The 21,185-nt window shown below is 67.3% G+C and carries 24 protein-coding genes; 9 read left to right on the top strand and 15 right to left on the bottom strand.

The window, feature by feature from the left end; translation table 11 throughout:
- Positions 1-7: 7 nt before the first annotated feature.
- Positions 8-910 carry a LysR family transcriptional regulator gene (locus tag PQB87_RS14035; protein ID WP_233345289.1) on the bottom strand — a complete coding sequence of 301 codons (903 nt, stop codon included), beginning with the start codon at positions 908-910 and terminating at the stop codon, positions 8-10.
- Between the two features lie 117 nt (positions 911-1,027).
- Between PQB87_RS14035 and PQB87_RS14040 the strand changes: the two genes are divergently transcribed.
- Together PQB87_RS14040 and PQB87_RS14045 are read left to right on the top strand one after the other, a co-directional pair.
- Positions 1,028-1,765: an SDR family oxidoreductase gene (locus tag PQB87_RS14040; RefSeq protein ID WP_489242174.1), complete on the top strand. Its 738-nt coding sequence runs from the start codon at positions 1,028-1,030 to the stop codon at positions 1,763-1,765.
- 40 nt (positions 1,766-1,805) lie between these two features.
- Positions 1,806-2,705 carry an SDR family oxidoreductase gene (locus PQB87_RS14045; protein ID WP_489242176.1) on the top strand — a complete coding sequence of 300 codons (900 nt, stop codon included), beginning with the start codon at positions 1,806-1,808 and terminating at the stop codon, positions 2,703-2,705.
- 37 nt (positions 2,706-2,742) lie between these two features.
- Here PQB87_RS14045 and PQB87_RS14050 read toward each other — a convergent pair whose 3' ends face one another.
- Entirely contained in the window at positions 2,743-3,633 is an 891-nt protein-coding gene (locus tag PQB87_RS14050; protein WP_431206969.1) for an alpha/beta fold hydrolase, read from the bottom strand.
- Positions 3,634-3,739: 106 nt separating this feature from the next.
- Here PQB87_RS14050 and PQB87_RS14055 point away from each other — a divergent pair, with 106 nt between their 5' ends.
- A complete protein-coding gene (locus tag PQB87_RS14055; protein WP_113045519.1) occupies positions 3,740-4,636 on the top strand; it encodes a LysR family transcriptional regulator in 897 nt (298 codons plus the stop codon).
- A 98-nt stretch (positions 4,637-4,734) separates the two neighbouring features.
- On the opposite strand, the gene PQB87_RS14060 is transcribed toward PQB87_RS14055, so the two are convergent.
- The 4 genes from PQB87_RS14060 to copC form a co-directional block, all read right to left on the bottom strand.
- A complete protein-coding gene (locus PQB87_RS14060; protein WP_489242179.1) occupies positions 4,735-5,664 on the bottom strand; it encodes a LysR family transcriptional regulator in 930 nt (309 codons plus the stop codon).
- 211 nt (positions 5,665-5,875) lie between these two features.
- A complete protein-coding gene (locus tag PQB87_RS14065) occupies positions 5,876-6,649 on the bottom strand; it encodes an SDR family oxidoreductase (RefSeq protein ID WP_021160770.1) in 774 nt (257 codons plus the stop codon).
- 179 nt (positions 6,650-6,828) lie between these two features.
- Positions 6,829-7,329, bottom strand: a complete 501-nt coding sequence (locus PQB87_RS14070) for a DinB family protein (RefSeq protein WP_175829575.1) — start codon at positions 7,327-7,329, stop codon at positions 6,829-6,831.
- 68 nt (positions 7,330-7,397) lie between these two features.
- Positions 7,398-7,772, bottom strand: a complete 375-nt coding sequence (gene copC / locus PQB87_RS14075; protein ID WP_021160768.1) for a copper homeostasis periplasmic binding protein CopC — start codon at positions 7,770-7,772, stop codon at positions 7,398-7,400.
- Positions 7,773-7,886: 114 nt separating this feature from the next.
- On the opposite strand from copC, the gene PQB87_RS14080 reads away from it, so the two are divergent.
- Positions 7,887-8,603: a pseudouridine synthase gene (locus PQB87_RS14080; RefSeq protein WP_489242182.1), complete on the top strand. Its 717-nt coding sequence runs from the start codon at positions 7,887-7,889 to the stop codon at positions 8,601-8,603.
- Positions 8,604-8,708: 105 nt separating this feature from the next.
- Positions 8,709-8,897 carry a hypothetical protein gene (locus PQB87_RS14085; RefSeq protein ID WP_027786681.1) on the top strand — a complete coding sequence of 63 codons (189 nt, stop codon included), beginning with the start codon at positions 8,709-8,711 and terminating at the stop codon, positions 8,895-8,897.
- Here the strand turns inward: PQB87_RS14085 and PQB87_RS14090 are convergent.
- Positions 8,880-9,917 carry an NAD-dependent epimerase/dehydratase family protein gene (locus PQB87_RS14090; protein WP_222155151.1) on the bottom strand — a complete coding sequence of 346 codons (1,038 nt, stop codon included), beginning with the start codon at positions 9,915-9,917 and terminating at the stop codon, positions 8,880-8,882. The two genes, PQB87_RS14085 and PQB87_RS14090, sit on opposite strands and share 18 nt — an antisense overlap.
- Positions 9,918-10,024: 107 nt before the next feature.
- Between PQB87_RS14090 and PQB87_RS14095 the strand changes: the two genes are divergently transcribed.
- The 3 genes from PQB87_RS14095 to PQB87_RS14105 all read left to right on the top strand — a co-directional run bounded on the left by PQB87_RS14095 (position 10,025) and on the right by PQB87_RS14105 (position 12,996).
- Entirely contained in the window at positions 10,025-11,056 is a 1,032-nt protein-coding gene (locus PQB87_RS14095; RefSeq protein WP_021160764.1) for a CDP-6-deoxy-delta-3,4-glucoseen reductase, read from the top strand.
- A gap of 286 nt (positions 11,057-11,342) precedes the next feature.
- Positions 11,343-12,527: an acetylornithine transaminase gene (locus tag PQB87_RS14100; RefSeq protein ID WP_027786679.1), complete on the top strand. Its 1,185-nt coding sequence runs from the start codon at positions 11,343-11,345 to the stop codon at positions 12,525-12,527.
- A gap of 13 nt (positions 12,528-12,540) precedes the next feature.
- On the top strand, positions 12,541-12,996 hold the full coding sequence (locus tag PQB87_RS14105; RefSeq protein WP_489242186.1) for a GNAT family acetyltransferase: 456 nt from the start codon (positions 12,541-12,543) through the stop codon (positions 12,994-12,996).
- Between the two features lie 24 nt (positions 12,997-13,020).
- Here PQB87_RS14105 and PQB87_RS14110 read toward each other — a convergent pair whose 3' ends face one another.
- The 8 genes from PQB87_RS14110 to PQB87_RS14145 all read right to left on the bottom strand — a co-directional run bounded on the left by PQB87_RS14110 (position 13,021) and on the right by PQB87_RS14145 (position 20,263).
- Positions 13,021-13,692 (bottom strand): DUF2278 family protein, encoded by a 672-nt coding sequence (locus PQB87_RS14110; RefSeq protein WP_489242188.1) that lies wholly within the window; start codon positions 13,690-13,692, stop codon positions 13,021-13,023.
- Positions 13,693-14,009: 317 nt separating this feature from the next.
- The gene (locus PQB87_RS14115; RefSeq protein ID WP_027786676.1) at positions 14,010-14,726 is read right to left on the bottom strand and encodes an ABC transporter ATP-binding protein; all 717 of its coding nucleotides are present in this window, start codon (positions 14,724-14,726) and stop codon (positions 14,010-14,012) included.
- A complete protein-coding gene (locus PQB87_RS14120) occupies positions 14,726-15,502 on the bottom strand; it encodes an ABC transporter ATP-binding protein (RefSeq protein WP_021160760.1) in 777 nt (258 codons plus the stop codon). Before PQB87_RS14120 ends, PQB87_RS14115 begins: the two co-directional genes overlap by 1 nt.
- A 24-nt stretch (positions 15,503-15,526) precedes the next feature.
- A complete protein-coding gene (locus PQB87_RS14125) occupies positions 15,527-16,696 on the bottom strand; it encodes an ABC transporter permease subunit (protein ID WP_021160759.1) in 1,170 nt (389 codons plus the stop codon).
- 18 nt (positions 16,697-16,714) lie between these two features.
- Positions 16,715-17,665: a branched-chain amino acid ABC transporter permease gene (locus PQB87_RS14130; protein ID WP_059686582.1), complete on the bottom strand. Its 951-nt coding sequence runs from the start codon at positions 17,663-17,665 to the stop codon at positions 16,715-16,717.
- 211 nt (positions 17,666-17,876) lie between these two features.
- Positions 17,877-18,620: an amino acid-binding protein gene (locus PQB87_RS14135; RefSeq protein WP_233345285.1), complete on the bottom strand. Its 744-nt coding sequence runs from the start codon at positions 18,618-18,620 to the stop codon at positions 17,877-17,879.
- A gap of 204 nt (positions 18,621-18,824) precedes the next feature.
- The gene (gene ispH / locus PQB87_RS14140; RefSeq protein ID WP_021160756.1) at positions 18,825-19,805 is read right to left on the bottom strand and encodes a 4-hydroxy-3-methylbut-2-enyl diphosphate reductase; all 981 of its coding nucleotides are present in this window, start codon (positions 19,803-19,805) and stop codon (positions 18,825-18,827) included.
- 2 nt (positions 19,806-19,807) lie between these two features.
- Entirely contained in the window at positions 19,808-20,263 is a 456-nt protein-coding gene (locus tag PQB87_RS14145) for an FKBP-type peptidyl-prolyl cis-trans isomerase (protein WP_027786673.1), read from the bottom strand.
- 135 nt (positions 20,264-20,398) lie between these two features.
- On the opposite strand from PQB87_RS14145, the gene radC reads away from it, so the two are divergent.
- Positions 20,399-21,172 carry a RadC family protein gene (gene radC, locus PQB87_RS14150; protein ID WP_489242193.1) on the top strand — a complete coding sequence of 258 codons (774 nt, stop codon included), beginning with the start codon at positions 20,399-20,401 and terminating at the stop codon, positions 21,170-21,172.
- The last annotated feature ends 13 nt before the right edge of the window (positions 21,173-21,185 follow it).

A 21,185-nucleotide genomic window follows, 5' to 3' on the forward strand; every position in this document is an offset into this window, starting at 1 on the left:
CTCGCGCTCAGGCCATCAGTTCGCGAACGAAGTCGAGAAACACCCTCACCTTCGCCGAGACGAGGTTTGACGCGTGGTGATACGCGTAAAGCGGAAACGTCTCGTCCGCCCATTCCGGCAACAGCAGCACCAGCCGCCCTTCAGCCAGGATGTCTCGCGCATAGAGTTCCAGTAATTGCGCAATCCCCGCGCCGCCCAGGCACGCACCGAGCAGCATGCCCGTATCGTTGACCATCAGCCGGCCGGCGGCATCGAACGGCACCACTTCCTGGCCGCGATGGAATTCCCATTCGAATGGCCGCCCCGTCACCGGGTCGCGGATCAGCACGCAACGGTGCCCGTCCGCGAGGTCCCGCGGATGCCGCGGTTCGCCATGACGCGCGACATAGGCTGTCGACGCGCAGGTGAGCACGCGCGTTTCCAGCAGCAGCCGCGCACGATACGACGACGGCTCCGGAATGCCGAATCGCACGGCCACGTCGAACCCGTCGGCGACGAGGTCGCCCATCCGGTCGCGCACGCTGATCTCGACGGACAGGTCGGGGAAGCGGTCGAGAAACCCGGCCATCTTCGGCGCCAGCACGTAATGGCCGAAGGTCGCGTCGACATTGACGCGCAGCCGCCCCCTGACACGCGCCTTCGACTGGCCGGCGTCGATCGCCGCCTCCTCGATGCCGGCCAGCAGCGGCGCGACCGCCTCATAGAAACGCCGGCCCTCGTCGGTCAGCGTGATCGCGCGCGCCGTGCGGTTGAAGATCCGGATGCCGACGCGCTCTTCCAGCCGGGCGACGGCACGGCTCACCGCCGGCTGCGTCAATCCCATCGCTTCGCCGGCGCGCGCGAAGGTGCCGGCCTCGATCACCGCGGAGAGCACGCCGATACCGCTCAAAAGCCTGCTGTCGAATGCCATAAGACATACTTTCAGTCATTCATGATCTTCCGATTATTCATTATTTTTATTGACCGAGGAAGCCTACATTAGTCCTGTCGCCGGATCGCACGGCACTCACAAACCAAGGAGCAGGACATGAGCACATCGGAACAGGTCGCCCTCGTCACGGGTTCGTCGCGCGGCATCGGCGCGGAAATCGCGCGCCAGCTCGCCCGGGACGGCTTCCGGGTCATCGTCAACTATGCAGGGAGCGCCGGCCCGGCCCGCGAAGTGGTCGACGCGATCGTCGCCGACGGCGGCCATGCCGTCGCGGTGCAGGCGAACGTCGCCGACCCGGCGGCCGTGGCCGCGCTGTTCGACGCCGCGCAAGATGCATTCGGCGGCGTGGATGTCGTGGTCAATTCCGCGGGCGTGATGAAGCTGGCGACCATTGCCGACTGCGACGATGCGCTCTTCGACGAAACGATCGCCATCAACGTGAAAGGCACCTTCAACGTATGCCGCGAAGCGGCCAGGCGGGTGCGCGACGGGGGACGCATCATCAACCTGTCGACCAGCGTGATCGGCATGCGCATGCCGACTTACGGCGTGTACGTCGCCAGCAAGGCGGCAGTCGAAAGCCTGACGCAGGTGCTCGCGCAGGAAATGCGCGGGCGCGGCGTCCGCGTGAACGCCGTCGCGCCGGGACCGGTCGCGACCGAGTTGTTCCTGCAGGGCAAGAGCCCCGAACTCGTCGATCGGCTCGCGAAGCTGAACCCGCTCGAGCGGCTCGGCCAGCCCGACGACATCGCGCGCGTCGTCGCATTCCTCGCCGGCCCCGACGGCGCGTGGGTCAACGGCCAGATCCTGCGCGCCAACGGCGGCATGTGCTGACGGGCCGCCTGCCTCGCCCCCCGCTTACCGGAGACCGATCATGAAGGAAGTCATTCTCGTCACGGGCGCGTCCAGCGGCTTCGGCCTGCTGACGGCCCAGGCGCTCGCCCGCGCCGGCCACACCGTCTACGCGTCGATGCGCGAAAGCACCGGCCGCAACGCGCCGCGCGTCGCCGCCATTGCCGCCTACGCGCAGGAGCACGGGGTCGACCTGCGCACCGTCGAGCTCGACGTCGGCGACGACGCGTCCGTCGGTGCCGCCATCGATCGCGTGATCGCGGACAACGGCCGCCTGGACGTCATCGTCCACAATGCCGGCCACATGGTGTTCGGTCCGGCCGAAGCGTTCACGCCCGAGCAGATCGCCCTGCTCTACGACATCAACGTCGTGTCGACCCAGCGCGTCAACCGCGCGGCGCTGCCGCACCTGCGCCGTCAGGGCCGCGGCCTGCTCGTCTGGGTGTCGTCGTCCTCCGCGCGCGGCGGTACGCCACCGTTCCTCGCCCCTTACTTCGCCGCGAAGGCCGCGATGGATTCGATCGCGGTGTCCTATGCCGCCGAACTCGCCCGCTGGGGTATCGAGACGTCGATCGTCGTGCCGGGCGCCTTCACCCAGGGCACGAATCACTTCGCCCACGCGGGCAAGCCGGCCGATGCGGCCGTGCAGGCCGCCTACGACGACGGCCCCTATGCAGGCGTCGCCGGGCAGGCGCTGCAGGGCCTCGCCGCACTCGAACCGGCAGACGCCGATGCCGGCACCGTCGCGACGGCGATTGCCGACATCGTCGCCGCACCCGCCGGCAAGCGCCCGTACCGCGTATTCGTCGATCCGTCGCAGGACGGCGCGGAGGAAGTGTTCCGCGTCGGCGATCGCGTGCGCCGCGAGATGTTCAGGAACATCGGCCTCGCCGACCTGCTGGCCGCCCGCGTCGGCAGTTGATCCGGTGCGCGCCGGGTGCCGGGCACGCCGGCGCGCATCAGCGCGGCTCGCAGAACCCGAGGATCGCTTCCGCAACCGCCACCGGCGCCTCGCGCTGCGGAAAGTGGCCGACACCGTCCAGCACCTGCCGCGCGTAGCGGCCCGTGAAGAAGCGCTCACGCCCGGCCGAGCTGTCCGGATGATTGCAGGTATCCGCGCCGCCGTGCAGCACCAGCGTCGGCAATGCCAGCACCGGCGCGGGATTCAAGCGCGCGTCGTCACCGGCATGGGCCGGCGTACCCGGCGCGAATCCCCACCGATGCCGGTACGAATGCAGGACGACGTCGATCCAGTCGGGGCCGTCGAATGCGTCTGCCGCCGCCTCGAAATCGCCGTCGCGATACCAGCCCGGTGGCGACCACGTGTCCCACATCAAACGGGCAAACGCGCGGCGATCGTCGCGCAACGCCTGCTCGCCGCGCGGTGTCGCCATGAACCAGTGATACCAGTAATTGCGCGCCTGCTGCAGCGACAGCGGCTGCCCGGGATCGTTGGTGCCGTATCCGACCGACAGCATCACGAGATGCGATGCGGCGTCATCGCGCAGCCCGCACGCGTTCGCGGCCGCCCGGGCGCCCCAGTCGTGCCCGACCAGCACGGGCCGCTCGAGACCGAGCGCATCGACGAAGTCGAGCACATCTCGTCCGAGCGCCGCGAGCTGGCCGCTGCGCGGCACGGATGCGTCACGAAAGCGCGTCGGCGCAAAGCCGCGCAGCGCAGGCGCGAGCACGCGGTAGCCGCGCGCGGCAAGCGTCGCCGCCACGGCGCCCCAGCCGATCGGGCTGTCCGGCCAGCCGTGCAGCAGTACCGCCACGCGTTCGCCGCGCGGGTTCCATTCGAGATAGGCAATATCGAGCGACGCGGTCGTCGCATGCGCGTAGGTCGTCATCGTGCACTCCGTTGGGTCGATCCGAGTGCACGATGGTAGGCCGGTCGTTCATTACGATTCGCGGAGTATCATTGTTCACTCTTCGCATATTGTGTTGAATCAAACCATGGAACCGCTGACCGATCCCGCGTCGACCGCGCTCGACATCACACTGCTGCGCACCTTCCTCGAAGTCGTCGACAGCCGCGGGTTCGCGCCGGCCGCGGAACGGCTTGCGTTGACACCGTCCGCCGTCAGCGGCCACATCAAGCGGCTCGAACAGGCGGCCGGCACGGTGCTGCTCGCGCGCACGACTCGCCGCATCGCGCTCACGCCGGCCGGCGACACGCTGTACGCGTACGCGCGCAACATCGTCGACATGGAGCGCGAAGTGCGCGCGAGGCTGCGCGGCGCGCCGGCGCACGGGCCGCTGCGGGTCGGCGCGTCGGAGGATTTCGCGGGCGCGTGGCTGCCGCATGTGCTGCGCACGTTTCGCGACCGCCACCCGCGCACGTCGATCGAACTGAAGGTCGGCATCACCGCGTCGCTGCTGCGCGAGCAGACGCTCGGCCGGCTCGACGTCGTGTTCGGCAAGCAGTGCCGGCAGGTCGACACGCCGGGCGAACTGCTGTGGGAAGAGCCGCTCGTGTGGGCGTTCGCGTCGGATCGCACGCTCGACGCCGGCGGCGACGTGCCGCTCGCGCTGTTTCCGCAGCCGTGCGTTTATCGCGAAGCCGCCGTCGCGGCACTCGCCGCCGCGCTGCGCCCGTTTCGCGTGCTGTTCGAGAGCGGCAGCATGGCCGGCTGCGTGTCGGCCGCGCTCGCCGGCTTCGCGGTCACCGCGCTGGCGCGCAGCCAGCTGCGCGACGGCTTGCGCGAATGCGGGCCGCAAGACGGTCTGCCGGCGTTGCCGGCCGCGCGCTTTTACGCGTTCGCGTCGAAGCCCGACGGCGCCGGCGCCGCGCTGATCGACGCGGTGCGGGCCACCGGGCGCACGCGGCAGTTCTCCGCACACGCCGACTGAACGCGCGCCGGTCGCAATGGATGTCGAATGCCGCCGGCGCGCCCCCGCCGATCGCGGTCGGCGCGTGCGGGCGCGACGCCCCTTTCGGTCGCCGGTCCTCAGTCGCCGGTCGCGGTCGCGCCCGTGCCGTTCAGCGCATCCGCCATCAACTCCGCGAACCATTCGATGAACGCGTTGAGCCGTCTCGACCGGTGCCGGCGATGCGGATACACGGCCGACACGTCCATCGGCGCGGCCCGATGGCCGGGCATCACGTCGACCAGCGCCCCGCTGTCGAGCAGATGCTCGACGTCGAAGCGCGGAATCTGGATCAGCCCCATCCCGGCGATGCAGCTGGCGATATAGGTTTCGGCGTTGTTGACGATCACGCGGCTCGGCAGCGTGAGCGTGTACCGCTGGCCGTCCGAGCAGTATTCCCAGTCGAGTTCACGCCCGGTCGTCGGCGACGCATAGCCGATCGCCCAGTGTCCGTGCGCGAGCGCGTCCGGATGCTCGGGCACGCCGCATTCGCGCAGGTAGTCGGGGCTCGCGCAGTTGATCAGCGTGAACTGCCCGAGCGGCCGCACGACGAGACTGCTGTCCGCGAGCCGCCCGACGCGGATCGCGCAGTCGACACCCTCCTGCACCAGGTCGATCGACCGATCCGTCGAGCCGAGCGACAGTTGCAGCTTCGGGTAACGGCGAAACAGCGACGGCAGCGCGGGCGCCACCACGCGGCGCGCGATCCGGCTCGGCACGTCGACGTTCAGCCGGCCGATCACGTCGCGATCGCGGCGGCGGAACAGGCGGTCGAGTTCGTCGGCTTCCGCGAGCAGGCGCCGGCCGCGTTCGAGCAGCAACGCGCCGTCGGCCGTCAGCTGCACCTGGCGCGTCGTGCGATGCAGGAGGCGCGTGCCGAGCCCCGTCTCGAGCTGCTGGACGGCCGCCGACACGGTCGCGCGCGGCACGTCGAGCGCGTGCGCGGCCTTGATGAAGCTGCCCATCTCGGCAACCTGCAGGAAGATTCTGACCTGATCCAGCTTGTCCATCGGCAGGGAACGTAGGTTCGGAAACGCGTCGCCGCCGGCTGTCGCGCGTCGCGGCAAGGTTCGGCGGCACAGAAAAACGGGCGCGCAGCCGCGAGGCCGCGCGCCCGTCCATTGTCCACGCAAACGCGCCATTGCGGTGCACGCCGCACCCCGCGACATCCGCCGAAGCGGCGCGTTGCCCGGCCGGTTACTTGGTCGCTTATTTGGTCGCTTATTTGGTCGTATAGCCGCCGTTGATCAGGATCGTCTGGCCCGTGATCCACCAGCCGTCGGTGACGAGATGGCGAATGAACGGCACGACGTCCTCGATGTCGGTCAGGCCCGTCTTGCTGAACGGCGACAGCGCGGCCGCCGTCTTGTGATACGCGACCGCATCGGCGCCCTCGGCCGGATAGAAGAACGGCGTGTCCATCGGACCCGGCCCGACGGCCGTCACCGAGATCCCGCGCGCGCCGTATTCCTTCGACGCCGCACGCGTGAAATGCTCGACCGGCGCCTTCGATCCTTCGTACGCCGCATAGAACGGCGTGAACGCGCCGAGCAGCGACGTCACGAGCGTGACGAGCTTGCCGTGATCCTCGAGGTGCCGCCCCGCTTCCTTGATGAAGAAGAACGCCGACTTGCTGTTGACCGCGAACATCTCGTCGTACTCGGCCTCGCTGATCTCGGTGAACGGCTTCTTCAGCACCTTGCCGACCGTGTTGATCGCGATGTCGATCTTGCCGAAGCGCTGTTTCGCGTCGTCGAACAGCTTCTCGACCGCGGCGGCCGTCGTCAGGTCGCCCTGGAACGTGGCAGCCTCCGCGCCGGCCGCGCGCACCGCGGCGGCCGTCTCCTCGGCCTGTGCCTGCGATGCGGCGCTGTTGTAGTGAATCGCCACTGCCTTCGCGCCGTGGCTCGCCAAATCCCGGGCGATCAGGCCGCCGAGATTCTTTGCGCCGCCTGCGATCAGGACGACCTTGTCTGCGAGCGTATGAATTGCCACGGTGGACTCCTTTTCTCGATGAACGAATCCTGGAGTGTAGGCACGCGCGACGCACCGGTCAGCCGGTCGCGGCTGGATGGATTATCCAGAAAATCCGTCCAATCGCCGCAAGGCAATGTGGCCTGCCGCACCGACAGGATTTCCGGAATCGCCGATCGATGCCGCGGATGCCGGCCGGCTCAGCGCGCGTACAGCGCCGCGTCGATCTTGCCGAGCAGCCATTGCATGCCGGCCAGATGCTGCTGGTCGTGGCTGCACAGGTAGTGGACGAGCCCGCGCACGGTCAGCGAGCCGTAACCGTCGAACTCCCCGGTGCGTGCGAGCTGCTCGGGCGTGAGGCGCGACACGAGGTCCAGCGTCTCGCGCCGTGCTTCGCGGATCGCCGCGAGCACGTCGGACGCATACGCGTCGTTGTAGCGGCGCTCGACCGCGAGCGCGTCGCCATCGATCGACACGAGCAGCGGCCGGTCTTCCTCGAGCATCCGCCGCAGCCGCACGTGATAACCGTCGGTCTCGATGTCGCGCACGTGGCAGAGCTGTCCGAGCGGCGAGAAGTGCTCGCTCGGGATTCCGGCCCAGTCGTCGGGCGTCCAGCGCGCGTAGCCGTCTGGGACGGCCGCGAAATGAGCTTCGAGCTGACGGGGAAAATCGGCGAGTGCGTCGAGCGTCGTCGGATTCATGCGGGACTCCCTGTCGAATGGAAGCGACGGCAGCCCTGGCACGGGCCTGCCGCCGCCGTTGCGTCACGTCACTTCACGCTGAAGCCGTACGCGCCCTGCGTGCGGTGCCCGTCGGTCGCGACGGCCACCCATTTCACCGTATAGGCGCCCGTGCCGGCCGCCGTGAGCGGCACCGTCATCCGCTTGCGGTTCGACGCGTCGATGCGCGCACGGCCGTCCGACACCGTCTTGCCGTTGCCGTCGACGACGACGATCGAGCTGAACGCCGGCTCCAGCGGCTCGGTGAAGTCGATCGTGACGGCAGCCGGTGCGGCGGCCACCGCCGCGCCTGCCGCCGGGTCGCTCTTCGCGAGATGCGCGTGCGCGAACGCAACCGACGAGACGGTTGCGGCGAGGATGACGGCGGCAGCCTTGCGGCCGAACGGGAACGAAGCGAAAGGCATGGACTTTCCGTGAAGAATGAACGGGTGCCGCGCCCCGCGCGGCGTACCGGCAGCTTACCAGCGCATGCGGGTTCACGCCGGCCGCGCGCCGTCGCTTGATAGAATGCGCGCGCTATGGATCTCGAAAGCATTCTCTACACCCAGGGCTTCGGCTCGCGCCGCCAGTGCCGCGGCCTGATCGAAGCGGGCCGCGTCAGCGTGGCGGGCGCCCGCGCGACCGACCCCGACGCCGCGTTCGATACCGACGGCCTTGTGTTCTCGGTCGACGATACGGCGTGGCCGTTCCACGCGCGCGCATATCTCGCACTCAACAAGCCGGCCGGCTACGAGTGTTCGCGCGACCCGCAACACCACGCGAGCGTGTTCAGCCTGCTGCCCGCGCCGCTCGTCGCGCGCGGCGTGCAGTGCGTCGGACGTCTCGACCAGGACACGACGGGCCTGCTGCTGCTGTCGGACGACGGCCAGTTCGTGCACGCGTACACGTCGCCGAAGCGCAAGGTGCCGAAGACCTACGTGGCGACCGTGCGCCACCCGCTCGACGATGCGCAGCTGAATGCGCTGCGCACCGGCGTGCAGCTGCACGGCGAGCCGAAACCGATCGCGGCGGTCGCCGCCGACGCGCGCGCACCGCACGCGCTCGCGCTGACCGTCCTCGAAGGCAAGTATCACCAGGTCAAGCGCATGGTCGCGGCGGCGAGCAATCGCGTCGAAGCGCTGCATCGCGAAAGCATCGGCGGCTTCGCGCTGCCGGGCAATCTCGCACCGGGTGCGTGGCGCTGGCTCGATGACGCCGACCTTTCAGCGCTGCGCAATTCCGTCGAAACCCTGTAAGGGAAAATCCGCACGACCGTTCGACGTCCGGCCGCGTCCCGGCCGCATGTTCCCCCGCTATACTGAAATGACAAGCTGTACGAGCAGCGATGCAGGGGAGACATCATGAACATCAACCATACTTTCGAACTGTCGTACATGATGATCGCGTTCGCGGTCATCGGTGTCATCGTGATCGGCGGCCTGCTGGCCGCGATGCACCTGAAGCACAAATATCATCCGAACCTGATTGGCGCGCTGATCGGCGCGCTGCTGTGCTTCCTGCTGATCGAGGCATTACCGGCGCTGACCTGATGCGCTGCCCGGCGCGAGCGTTTGAAGGAAATCGTCTACGGTCGGATACCGCAACGTCACGCACAATTCGGCCTTGAGCCGTGCGTTGGACAGGCGCCGCGACTCGCGCATGAACGACAGCAGGGTCGGCTCGAGCTGACGCTCGGCGTCCGCGCGGCTGACGCGTGGCGGCCTCGGCAGGCCGAGCGCCTGCGCGACCCGGTCGAAATATTCCCCCATCCGCAGTTCGCTGTCGTCCGACGCGTGCACGGCGCGCGCCGGCTTGCCGCGTTCGGCCGCGCGGCGCAGGATCGCCGCGAGATCGTCCGCGTGGATGTGGTTCGTGTAGACGTCGTCGGCCGGTTCGAGTGCCGGCGTGCCGCGCTCGAGCCGTGCGACCGGCAGGCGGTTCGCCGCGTAGATGCCCGGAATGCGCACGATGCGCGCGGACAGCACGCCGCGCACCGTCGCCGCGCGCAGTTGCCGCTCGGCCGACACGCGTCGGAACGCGCGCGGATTCGCGGGGCGCAAGGGCCGCGTCTCGTCGATGCGCGCGCCGCCGCAGTCGCCGTATACGCCCGTCGTGCTCGCGTAGACGAGCCTCGGCGCGCGAAGGCCGTCGGGTACAATACGCGCTCCCCGAACGGGTGCGCCGGCCTGCCGTGCAGCGGTGCGCAGCGTTCGGAGCCGGCCGACCGCCGGTGCCGGCGGAGTCGATGGACGACGCGCGGGCACGGTCGTTGCGGCGATCAGCGCACGCGTGCGCCGGTCGTCGCGGCCGTCGGATTGCGGCGGCGCGAGATGCAGGATCGTGCGGGCCAGGCCCGCGAGGCGGCCGAGCGTCGCCCGGCGATCGAGGTCGCCGACGATCGGCGTCGCGCCCGCGGCACGCAGTTCGTCGCGGCGGGCCGGGTGGCTCGTCAGCGCGAAGATCCGCAGGTTGCGGTGCGTGTCGCGCCATTGCGCGACGCAGCGCATGCCGACGTCGCCGCAGCCGACGATCAGTGCGCGCGGCCGGCGCAGGATTCGAGTCGCGATCATGTTGGTTGCGAAATCAGTAGCCACCGTTGCGCGACGCGCAACGGGCTTGCATTGTAGCTGCCGTGCTCGACATGCACGGTCCCCACATTTTGTTCTAGTTTGGTTCTATGGCATTCAACGTCACTCTCAAGCAAAGCGGCCGGCAATTCCAGGTCGAGTCGGACGAAACCGTGCTGGCGGCTGCGCTGCGCCAGAACGTCCATCTGCCGTACGGCTGCAAGAACGGCGCGTGCGGCTCCTGCAAGGGCCAGATCGTGTCGGGCCAGATCGAACAGGGCCCGCACGCCGCGTCGGCGCTGTCCAACGACGAGCGCACGCGCGGCCTCGCGCTGCTGTGCTGCTCGAAGGCGCAGTGCGATCTCGAAATCGACGTGCGCGAAATCGCCGGCGTCGACGGCGTGCAGGTCAAGAAGCTGCCGTGCCGGATCGCCGCGCTCGAGCGCAAGGCCGACGACGTGATGGTCGTGAAGCTGCAGTTGCCCGCCAACGAACGCCTGCAGTATCTCGCGGGCCAGTACGTCGAGTTCATCCTGAAGGACGGCTCGCGCCGCAGCTACTCGATGGCGAACGCGCCGCACGAGGAAGGCCCGATCGAGCTGCACATCCGCCACATGCCGGGCGGCAAGTTCACCGACCACGTGTTCGGCGCGATGAAGGAGCGCGACATCCTGCGCTTCGAAGGCCCGCTCGGCACGTTCTTCCTGCGCGAGGATTCCGACAAGCCGATCGTGCTGCTCGCATCGGGCACGGGCTTCGCACCGATCAAGGCGATCATCGAGCACGTGAAGCACACGGGCATCACGCGCCCGATGACGCTCTACTGGGGCGCGCGCCGCAAGAAGGACATCTACCTCGACGAGCTCGCCGAGCAGTGGGCACGCGAGATCCCGAACTTCAAGTACGTGCCGGTGCTCTCCGAGCCGGACGCCGGCGACCAGTGGACGGGCCGCACCGGCTTCGTCCATCGCGCGGTGATCGAGGATCTGCCCGACCTGTCGGGCTACCAGGTCTACGCGTGCGGCGCGCCGGTGATGGTCGAATCCGCGCAACGCGACTTCACGCAGCATCACGCGCTGCCGGCCGACGAGTTCTATGCCGACTCGTTCACGAGCGCCGCCGATCTCGCACATCCGGTCTGACCACCCGCGTCCCGCGTTGCGCACCGCGATGTCACATCCGTGGCATCGCGGCGGTTTACAGTGAGGCGCGGGATGCCTTATGCTTGCGCACATGAACTGCTACCTGTCCGCCCTTCGACGTCGCCGCTCGCCGCTCCGCCCGGATGCCGCAGGCTCGTCACGGACTCGCGCGTAACCCCCACACCGCTTCACCGGTTACGCACAAGCTGTTCGACCCACCAGCCACGGCCTTCCGTGGCTTTTTTATTGCCTGTTTCCCTTTCAACGCCCGCTGGAGTCTGCTGCCATGCCCCTGAACGATTATCCGATCGACTCGCTGATGTACATCACGAACCGCCCCGACATCGTGTTTACGCACGGCAAGGGTTCGTGGCTCTACGATCACACGGGCAAGCGCTACCTGGACTTCATCCAGGGCTGGGCCGTCAACAGCCTCGGCCACTGCAACGACGGCATCGTCGAGGCGCTGAAGACGCAGGCGGAAAAGCTGCTGAACCCGTCGCCCGCGTTCTACAACGAACCGATGGCGAAGCTCGCGGGCCTGCTCACGCAGCACAGCGTGTTCGACAAGGTGTTCTTCACGAACAGCGGCGCGGAGGCAAACGAAGGCGCGATCAAGCTCGCGCGCAAGTGGGGCCGCAAGTTCAAGAACGGCGCCTACGAGATCATCACGTTCGACCACAGCTTCCACGGCCGCACGCTCGCGACGATGTCGGCCAGCGGCAAGCCGGGCTGGGACACGATCTACGCACCGCAGGTGCCGGGTTTCCCGAAGGCCGAGCTCAACGACATCAACTCGGTCGAGAGGCTGATCACCGACAAGACCGTCGCGGTGATGCTCGAGCCGATCCAGGGTGAAGGCGGCGTGATTCCGGCGACGCGCGAATTCATGCAGGCGCTGCGCGCGCTGACGAAGCAGCACAACCTGCTGCTGATCGTCGACGAGGTGCAAAGCGGCTGCGGCCGTGCGGGCACGCTGTTCGCATACGAGCTGTCCGGCATCGAGCCGGACGTCATGACGCTCGCGAAAGGCATCGGCGGCGGCGCCCCGCTGGGCGCGCTGCTGTCGAAGGCCGAGGTCGCGGTGTTCGAGGCCGGCGACCAGGGCGGCACGTACAACGGCAACCCGCTGATGACGGCGGTCGGCTATTCGGTGATCTCGCAGCTCGTCGCGCCCGGCTTCCTCGAAGGCGTGCGCGCGCGCAGCGAATACCTGAAGCGCAAGCTGCTCGAACTGTCGGAAGAGCGCGGTTTCGAAGGCGAACGCGGCGAAGGCCTGCTGCGCGCGCTGCTGCTCGGCAAGGACATCGGCCCGCAGATCGTCGAGAAGGCGCGCGACATGCAGCCCGACGGCCTGCTGCTGAACGCCGCGCGGCCGAACCTGCTGCGCTTCATGCCCGCACTGAACGTGACGACCGAAGAGATCGACCAGATGATGGCGATGCTGCGGTCGGTTCTCGACACGCTCTGAGGAGAGCCCGCCGATGGATGCCGCCGCCGATGCTGTCGCAATCCGCCCGTTCGAACGCGCCGACACCGATGCCGTGCTCGCGGTATGGCGCGATGCGTTCCCGCAGTACGACGAAGCCGATGCGCCGCCGCACCGCGATCCGATGCGATCGATCGAGCTGAAGCTCGCGACGCAGCCGGAGCTGTTTTTCGTCGCGACCAGCGGCGCACGCGTCGTCGGCACGCTGATGGCGGGTTTCGACGGACATCGCGGCTGGCTCTACTCGTTCGGCGTATCGAACGACGCGCGGCGGCTCGGCATCGGCCGCGCGCTGATCGCGCATGCGGAACGCGCGCTCGCCGCGCGCGGCTGCCTGAAGATCAACCTGCAGGTGCTGCCGGGCAACGACGACGCGTGCCGCTTCTACGCGGCGCTCGGCTACCGCGTCGAGGAGCGCATCTCGTTCGGCAAGACGCTGCCGGCCGCATGACGCGACAGCCGGCCGCCGGCGATCTCAGCGCGTGATCGGCCCCGCGCCCGGCAGCGGATTGCCGAGCGCGTCGGTCGGCACGACCTGCTGCTCGAACGCGGCGAAATAGGCGGCCCACTGCGTGTCGCTCACGCGCACGATCAGCGCGCCGTCCTGCCAGATGTCGTTGTGGTCGTTGTGGTCGTCGCCCGCACGGTGCACGTAGTTCGAGCCGGTCGAACCCTGGTTCATGTGCGTGTCGTGGATGCCGTTGCCTTCGGCATACGAGCGGCCGAACACGACGACGTCGAGCCCCTGCGACTGCGCGGCGTTCACGAGCCGCAGCAGCGACGGGATCGGCTCCGGATTCTCGGTGCCGTCCATCACGGCGCTCGCGCGCCACGCCCCCGTTTCGTTCAGGATGTCGCTGCGCAAGTAGTCGAGCGCGGGCAATGCGGCCTGCCCCGTCAGGTCGGTATAACCTTCGGCCGCGGCCGCGAGCGTCTGCGTGATCGGGTGGTGGAAATCGTAGACGAGCTTGTAGTTCAGCAAGTCGTCCGCGTCGCTGGTGCCGACGTTGATCGCGACGTCCCAGTTGCCGCCCGGCAACGCCAGCGTCAGGTGGATGTGATACTGGATCTCGCTGCCGTGCGGCGAGCCCTTCAGCTTCGCCACCGATGTCACCTTCGCCTTCACGAAACCGTAGTCCAGACTCATGCGTGCTCTCCGTGTCCCGATGGGCCGTCGATGCTACACGGCCCGTGTGTCGGTTTGCAGGCGACCGGCTTCGGGCGACCGGCTGCGGGCGACCGGCTTCGGGCGACCGGCTCCGGGCGGCCCTGCCCCATCGTTCCCGCGTCTCGTGCGCGGCGCAACAGTCGAATGGAGTCGCGCCCGCACGCACAAGTTCGCCCTGGATCGCATGACACGAAAAAAAAGGCTGTCACGGCATCCCGTGACAGCCTTTCGAAAGCCCGTGTGCGACGCGCCCGGCACCTGCCGTCGCGCGCCATCAGGCCCGCTCATTCACTCACTCATTCACCGAGATACGCGGCACGCACCTTCGGATCGTCGAGCATCTGCTTCGCATCGCCTTCCATCGTGACCGTGCCCGAATCCATCACGTAGCCACGGTCGGCCGCCTGCAGCGCGAGGCGTGCGTTCTGCTCGACGAGCAGCACCGTGATGCCCTCCTTCGAGATCTCGCGCACCACTTCGAAGATCTTCTCGACCATGATCGGCGACAGGCCCATCGACGGCTCGTCGAGCAGCAGCAGCTTCGGCTTCGACAGGATCGCGCGCGACATCGCCAGCATCTGCTGCTCGCCGCCCGACAGCGTGCCCGCGAGCTGCGTCGCACGCTCCTTCAGACGCGGGAAGAAGCCGAACATGCGGTCGACGTCCTTCTTGATCTGCTCGGTGTCGTTGCGCAGGTACGCGCCCATCTGCATGTTCTCGACGATCGACATCCGCGCGAAGATCCCGCGGCCTTCCGGCACCATCGCGAGGCCGCGCTTGAGCAGCTCGTGAGTCGGCACGCCCTTGATCGACTTGCCGTCGTACTCGATGTCGCCCGCCGAATACGGCTTGAGACCCGTGATCGCCTTCATCGTCGTGGTCTTGCCTGCGCCGTTCGCGCCGATCAGCGTCACGAGCTCGCCCTGGCGGACTTCCATGTCAACGCCCTTGACGGCCTGGATGCCGCCGTAGTTGACCTGCAAGCCCTTGATTTTCAACATTGCCGCTGCCATCAGTGCACCCCTGCGCCGAGATATGCCTCAATCACCTTCGGATTCTTCTGCACGTCCTGCGGCAGACCCTCGGCGATCACCTTGCCGTAATCGAGCACCGTCATCCGGTTGCACAACCCCATCACGAGCTTCACGTCGTGCTCGATCAGCAGAATCGTGCGGCCGTCCGAGCGGATCTTGTCGAGCAGGCGCGTGAGTTCGACCTTTTCGGTCGCGTTCATCCCGGCCGCCGGCTCGTCGAGCGCGAGCAGCTTCGGGTCGGTCGCCAGCGCGCGCGCGATCTCGAGACGGCGCTGGTGGCCGTACGAGAGGTTGCGCGACGTGTAGTCGGCGTACTGCAGCACACCGACGTATTCGAGCAGCTCGATCGCGCGTTCCTTGATCTCGCGCTCTTCCTGGCGTTCGGCCGGCGTCTGGAACACCGCGCCGAGCAGCCCGTGCTTGGTGCGCACGTGGCGGCCCACCATCACGTTCTCGAGGGCCGTCATCCCGCCGAACAGGCGGATGTTCTGAAACGTGCGCGCGATGCCCGTCTTCGCGACCTGGTGCACCGCGGTCGGCTTGTATTCCGAGCCGTCGAGCTTGAACTCGCCGGAGTCCGGCGTGTAGAGGCCCGTGATCACGTTGAAGAACGTCGTCTTGCCGGCACCGTTCGGGCCGATCAGCCCGTAGATCTCGCCTTCCTTGATCTCGAGGCCGACGTCGGACAGCGCCTGCAGGCCACCGAAGCGCTTGTTCACGCCCTTGACGGACAGTCGGATTTGCTTGTCGCTCATGTGTATATCCCCTGTGTCCGTAGGTTAAGCGCGCACCGGCTTCTTGCTGTTGCGCTTCGCCAGTTTCGCGATCTTGTCCTCATGCTTCGGCGCGGGCCACAGGCCTTCCGAGCGGTACAGCATGATGACCACCATCGCGAGGCCGTACAGCGCCTGACGGATCACTTCCGTATCGACGACGTCATGACCGAACAGCGCATGCTGCAGCGGGCTCATCGTCGAGCGCAGGAATTCCGGGAAGATCGCGAGCAGCACCGCGCCCAGGATCACGCCCGGGATGTGGCCCATGCCGCCGAGCACCACGCAGGCGAGCACGACGATCGATTCCCAGAACGTGAACGACTCGGGCGACACGAAGCCCTGGAACGCACCGAACATCGCGCCCGACAGGCCGCCGAACGACGCGCCCATCGCGAACGCGAGCAGCTTCACGTTGCGGGTGTTGATGCCCATCGCCTTCGCCGCGATTTCGTCTTCGCGGATGGCTGCCCAGGCACGGCCGATACGCGAGTGCTGCAGGCGCGTACACACCCAGATCACCAGCAGCGAGCACAGCACGAACAGGTAGTAGTACATGTAGACCGACGGCAGCTGCAGGCCGAACAGCGAGTGCGTCTGCGACAGGTTGAAGCCGCCGACGTGCACCGGATCGATGCCCGTGATCCCCTTCGGGCCGTTGGTGATGTTCACCGGACGGTCGAGGTTGTTCATGAAGATCCGGACGATTTCACCGAAGCCCAGCGTCACGATCGCCAGGTAGTCGCCGCGCAGGCGCAGCGTCGGCGCGCCGAGCAGGATCCCGAAGGTCGCCGCCAGCGCCATCGCGATCGGCACGATGATCAGGAACGGGATGTGCAGGCCGTTCGGCGCGAGCGCCGCGATCCACTCGAACTGCGAGGTCAGGTGCGGCGAGCTCAGCAATGCCGCCGTGTACGCGCCCACCGCGTAGAACGCGATGTAGCCGAGGTCGAGCAGGCCGGCAAAGCCGACCACCACGTTCAGGCCCAGCGCGAGCATCACGTACAGCATCGCGAAGTCGAGCACGCGGACCCAGTAGTTGCCGCCGGCCGAGCCGATGATGATCGGCGCGGCGATCACGAACGCAGCGGTCAGGATGCCGATGATGACGGTCTTGGTGGTGTTGCGCTCTTCGACGAGCGACGTCGAGGATTCAATCGGTTGAATGGATGTCATGTTGTTTGCTCCCTTCCGTTACGCGCGATCCGCGACACGTTCGCCCAACAGGCCGGACGGACGGAACACCAGCACGATGATCAGCACGACGAAGGCGAACACGTCCTGGTAGTTACTGCCGAACACACCGCCCGTGAGGTTGCCGATGTAGCCGGCCCCGAGCTGCTCGATCAGGCCGAGCAGCACGCCGCCGACCATTGCGCCGCCGAGGTTGCCGATCCCGCCCAGCACCGCGGCCGTGAATGCCTTCATGCCGGGGATGAAGCCCATGTAGAAGTGCACGTTGCCGTATTCGGACGCGATCATCACGCCGGCAAGCGCGGCAAGCGCGGAGCCGATCATGAACGTCGCCGAGATCACGAAGTTCGGGTTCACGCCCATCAGGCTCGCGGTGTTCGGGCTTTCGGCGATCGCGCGCATCGCGCGGCCGAGCTTGGTCTTGTGCACGAGCAGCAGCAGGCCGCCCATCACGAGGAACGCCACCGCGATGATCACGATTTCAGTGACCGAGATCACGGCGCCGGGCGTCGTGTCGGTCGCCTTGATCACGTTGATCGGATCGGTCGGCAGCAATTGCGGGAACGGCAGCGGGTTGCGCGACCAGATGATCATCGCGGCGGTCTGCAGCAGGATCGACACGCCGATCGCGGTGATCAGCGGGGCGAGGCGCGGTGCGCGGCGCAGCGGCCGGTATGCGACGCGCTCGATCGTGAAGCCCACGAACGCACAGACGATTGCAGCGATGCCCAGGCCGATCGTCAGCGTCGCGACGTTGCCGAGTCCGGGAAAATGGTTCTGCAGCACGGTGATGGCCGACAAGGCGACCATCGCGCCGATCATCAGCACGTCGCCGTGCGCGAAGTTGATGATGCCGAGAATGCCGTACACCATCGTGTAGCCCAACGCGATGATGGCGTAGACACTGCCGAGCACCAGCCCGTTGAGAACCTGCTGGACGAAAATATCCATTTAAAGCTCCTTGGCCCGTGCTGCCGGAGGACGGTACGCCCCGCGGGTAAGCGAGGAATCGCGCCTTCTCGGCGACACTGCGGGTACTAGTCGATACCGGTAAGGGTGGATCGTCCCGGCGCGCGCCGCCCGGCCTGTACGGCCGGACCTGCCGCCGGAGCGGATACAGAAACGGCACCGCACTGTTCCGGTGCCGTCATGAGTCCCGTCGCTAAATCGTCACGACATCGAGGACGGTGTTCGTGGCCTCCTTGAAGTCGTAGGGCAGCGTGCCGAGACGGCCATCGTCCGGTTGCCCGGCATCCGTGCCTTTTCCCGTCCGGTGCGAGGCGAGCCCCGCATCCGGGCAGATCGGATTCCGTGTCGCGCCGCCCCGCAAGGCACCGCGAACGCCGCGCCCGACATTCGTCAGGACTGCGTCGGAATCCATCGTACGAACCAGACCGCGCGCCGCGACACCATGGCTCGCGGCAACACGCTGTTTCGTCGAATCGAAATGAAAGGGGGCCGGCGACATCGGCACGCTGCCCGCAGCGCCGGGCACCATGGCCGGCCTGCGTCGATCGGCGCGCACGGTCGCTGTCACGCCACGACCGGCGGCTTGCTGCGCTGCAACCTGCGTGCCCGCTGCCTGACCGTTCGCCAGGCCAAGCGCGTTGATTTCCTCGATCGCCAAACGTGCCCCGTTTTCCTTGTCCTTGCCCAATTGCGCGATGCGGCACGCGAACGGTGCCGCACGACCGGTTCCGGCGACGCGCACGCCGCTGGCCGGCGGTGCCGCGAACACCGCAGCCTCCCTCCCCGCCCCGCCGTCGCTCTTTTTGCTGCAGCCGGCATGCATTGCAACCGGTGCGGCGACGGACACGGCGTAAGCCAACTTCACATGCATCGAATGGTCTCCCGCGCCTTGCCAAAACCCGATTTCAAAGCCATTCAGGCCTGAAAACGGGCGCATTGTAACTCCATTTATAGGACGCCAATAATCCTGATTCGATGGGGTTTTCCTGCATTGCAACCAATTTTGAGAGACGCTTGAAAACGATGGGAGCAACCCGGTTGCACCATGAATGCAAAGAATGGTTGCGATTGCAATTCCGACGAGTAAAAAAAAGCGCGCCGGGAGGCGCGCTTCGGTGTGTCCGCAGGTGCGCTGCGTCAATCAGGCGGCGGGCGGCAGGTTCAACCCGCGCGGCAGCGGAAACGACACGTTTTCCTCGATGCCTTCGAGCGCGCGGACGTTGCGCACGCCGAGCTCGCGCAGGCGCGCGATCACGGCCTGGGCGAGCACTTCAGGTGCCGACGCGCCGGCCGTCACGCCGATGCGGCGCTTGCCCGCGACCCATGCCGGGTCGATCTGGTCGGGTGCATCGACCATGTAGGCGTCCACGCCGCGCTTCTCGGCCACTTCGCGCAGGCGGCTCGAATTCGAGCTGTTCGGGCTGCCGACGACGATCACGACATCGCATTGCGGCGCCATGAACTTCACTGCGTCCTGGCGGTTCTGCGTCGCGTAGCAGATGTCCTGCTTCTTCGGCTCGCGGATTTTCGGATACTTGGCCTTCAACGCGCCGATGATCTCGGCTGCATCGTCGACGGACAGCGTCGTCTGCGTGACGAGCGCGATGCGCTCGGGATCGGCGAGCTCGAGCTTCTGCACGTCCTCGACGCTCTCGACGAGATGCATGCCGCGCTCGACCTGACCCATCGTGCCTTCGACTTCCGGATGGCCCTTGTGGCCGATCATCACGATATCGACGCCGTCCTGGCGCATCTTCGCCACTTCGACGTGCACCTTCGTGACGAGCGGGCAGGTTGCGTCGTAAATGCGCAACCCGCGCACGTCGGCCTCGTCGCGCACGGCCTTCGACACGCCGTGCGCGCTGAAGATCACGGTATTGCCGGCCGGCACTTCCTCGAGTTCCTCGACGAAGATCGCGCCTTTCTTCTTCAGATCCTCGACCACGTACTTGTTGTGGACGATCTCGTGACGAACGTAGATCGGCGCACCGTGCATCGCGATTGCGCGCTCGACGATCTCGATCGCGCGATCGACGCCCGCGCAGAAACCGCGCGGCTGGGCCAGCAGGATTTCGGCGTCGGCTGCGACGGTCTGCCCGGACAGCGTATCGGTGGTGCTCATGATTACAGGATTCCGATGATTTTCACTTCGAACGTGAGCGCTTGGCCCGCGAGCGGATGATTGAAGTCGAACAGTGCCGAGGTCTCGCTGACTTCCTTCAGCACCCCCGCGTACCGGCCGCCGTCCGGCGCATTGAACTCGATCAGTTCGCCCGGCGTGAAATCGTCGCCGACCATCCCGTTCTCGCGCAGCGTCGACAGCGTGACGCGCTGGAGCATGTCGGGATTGCGGGGACCGAACCCCTGTTCGGGCGTTAGCTGAAAAGTCGAATGGTCGCCGACCCTGAGCCCGATCAGAATCTGTTCCAGCGACGGCGCCAGTTGCCCCGCGCCGAGCAGCAGCGTGGCCGGCTTGTCGGTGAAGGTGTTGACGATGTCGGCGCCGTCGGCCAGTGCCAGCCGGTAATGCAACGTGACGTGGGAACCGGGCTTCACTTCGGATAGATCGATGAGGCTCATGAATTACTCGTTCGGTCGGCGCCCGATACGGCCGAAAGGCCCGGCGCAAAGCCAATATTGTAAGTCACCTGAGCGCGCAAGGCGGAAAGTGCGACGACGTCGCGCACACCGCCCGCCGCCAATGGAGTTTCGAGCATGCTGTCACCCTGCCTCACCCTGCCGCCTGTCGAATGCCGCGACACCACCGATCTGCCGGCCGATCCGCCCGGCCGCGGCCTCCCGATCCGCCGGCGCAAGCGCCGCCCGCGCGACTGGCGGCCCGAGCGGCCGCGCGAGCGATTGCTGGAGCGCGGGCCGGCCGCGCTGACCAACGACGAACTGATCGCCCTGTTGCTCGGCACCGGCCAGCCGGGGCACGACGTGTTCGTCACGGCCCGCGCGCTGGTCGGGCAGTTCAAGACGTTGCGCGGGCTGCTCGAGGCAACCACCGACGATTTCGAGGCGCACCCCGGCATCGGCCCCGCGCGCTCCGCGCGGCTGGTTGCGGTCACCGAGATCGCGCGGCGCGTACTGAAGGAGAAAGCGCGCGAGAAGAGGCTGATCGATTCGCCCGGCGCGGTCGAGGACTATCTGCGGATGAAGATCGGCGCGCGCCCGTACGAAGTGTTCGCCGCGGTCTACCTCGACGCGCGCCACGGCCTGATCGACACCGAGGAAATCACGCGCGGCTCGCTGACGCGCATGGCCGTCTACCCGCGCGAGATCGTGCGCAGCGCGATGGCGCACAACGCCGCCGCGCTGATCGTCGCGCACAACCATCCGTCGGGCGCGGTGCAGCCGAGCGCGGAGGATCGGCGCCTGACCCGCGTGCTGCACGACGCGCTCGCGCTCGTCGACGTTCAGCTGCTCGATCACGTCGTCATCGGCACCAGTGATACTTTTTCGTTCGCACGGGCCGGTTGGCTGTAGACTGTGCGATTGC

This window comes from Burkholderia sp. KL41 (genome assembly GCF_057005415.2).

Bases quoted from the DNA above. Each gene is read 5' to 3' on its own strand.
- PQB87_RS14055 (WP_113045519.1), top strand. From the start codon at position 3,740: ATGGAACCGCTGACCGATCCCGCGTCGACCGCGCTCGACATCACACTG.
- PQB87_RS14035 (WP_233345289.1), bottom strand. From the start codon at position 910: ATGGCATTCGACAGCAGGCTTTTGAGCGGTATCGGCGTGCTCTCCGCG.
- ispH (WP_021160756.1), bottom strand. From the start codon at position 19,805: ATGAGCACCACCGATACGCTGTCCGGGCAGACCGTCGCAGCCGACGCC.
- PQB87_RS14095 (WP_021160764.1), top strand. From the start codon at position 10,025: ATGGCATTCAACGTCACTCTCAAGCAAAGCGGCCGGCAATTCCAGGTC.
- PQB87_RS14105 (WP_489242186.1), top strand. From the start codon at position 12,541: ATGGATGCCGCCGCCGATGCTGTCGCAATCCGCCCGTTCGAACGCGCC.
- PQB87_RS14120 (WP_021160760.1), bottom strand. From the start codon at position 15,502: ATGAGCGACAAGCAAATCCGACTGTCCGTCAAGGGCGTGAACAAGCGC.
- PQB87_RS14080 (WP_489242182.1), top strand. From the start codon at position 7,887: ATGGATCTCGAAAGCATTCTCTACACCCAGGGCTTCGGCTCGCGCCGC.
- PQB87_RS14130 (WP_059686582.1), bottom strand. From the start codon at position 17,665: ATGGATATTTTCGTCCAGCAGGTTCTCAACGGGCTGGTGCTCGGCAGT.
- PQB87_RS14060 (WP_489242179.1), bottom strand. From the start codon at position 5,664: ATGGACAAGCTGGATCAGGTCAGAATCTTCCTGCAGGTTGCCGAGATG.
- PQB87_RS14050 (WP_431206969.1), bottom strand. From the start codon at position 3,633: ATGACGACCTACGCGCATGCGACGACCGCGTCGCTCGATATTGCCTAT.
- PQB87_RS14045 (WP_489242176.1), top strand. From the start codon at position 1,806: ATGAAGGAAGTCATTCTCGTCACGGGCGCGTCCAGCGGCTTCGGCCTG.
- PQB87_RS14135 (WP_233345285.1), bottom strand. From the start codon at position 18,620: ATGCGCCCGTTTTCAGGCCTGAATGGCTTTGAAATCGGGTTTTGGCAA.
- PQB87_RS14085 (WP_027786681.1), top strand. From the start codon at position 8,709: ATGAACATCAACCATACTTTCGAACTGTCGTACATGATGATCGCGTTC.
- PQB87_RS14145 (WP_027786673.1), bottom strand. From the start codon at position 20,263: ATGAGCCTCATCGATCTATCCGAAGTGAAGCCCGGTTCCCACGTCACG.
- PQB87_RS14110 (WP_489242188.1), bottom strand. From the start codon at position 13,692: ATGAGTCTGGACTACGGTTTCGTGAAGGCGAAGGTGACATCGGTGGCG.
- PQB87_RS14125 (WP_021160759.1), bottom strand. From the start codon at position 16,696: ATGACATCCATTCAACCGATTGAATCCTCGACGTCGCTCGTCGAAGAG.
- PQB87_RS14100 (WP_027786679.1), top strand. From the start codon at position 11,343: ATGCCCCTGAACGATTATCCGATCGACTCGCTGATGTACATCACGAAC.
- PQB87_RS14090 (WP_222155151.1), bottom strand. From the start codon at position 9,917: ATGATCGCGACTCGAATCCTGCGCCGGCCGCGCGCACTGATCGTCGGC.
- copC (WP_021160768.1), bottom strand. From the start codon at position 7,772: ATGCCTTTCGCTTCGTTCCCGTTCGGCCGCAAGGCTGCCGCCGTCATC.
- PQB87_RS14070 (WP_175829575.1), bottom strand. From the start codon at position 7,329: ATGAATCCGACGACGCTCGACGCACTCGCCGATTTTCCCCGTCAGCTC.
- radC (WP_489242193.1), top strand. From the start codon at position 20,399: ATGCTGTCACCCTGCCTCACCCTGCCGCCTGTCGAATGCCGCGACACC.
- PQB87_RS14115 (WP_027786676.1), bottom strand. From the start codon at position 14,726: ATGGCAGCGGCAATGTTGAAAATCAAGGGCTTGCAGGTCAACTACGGC.
- PQB87_RS14040 (WP_489242174.1), top strand. From the start codon at position 1,028: ATGAGCACATCGGAACAGGTCGCCCTCGTCACGGGTTCGTCGCGCGGC.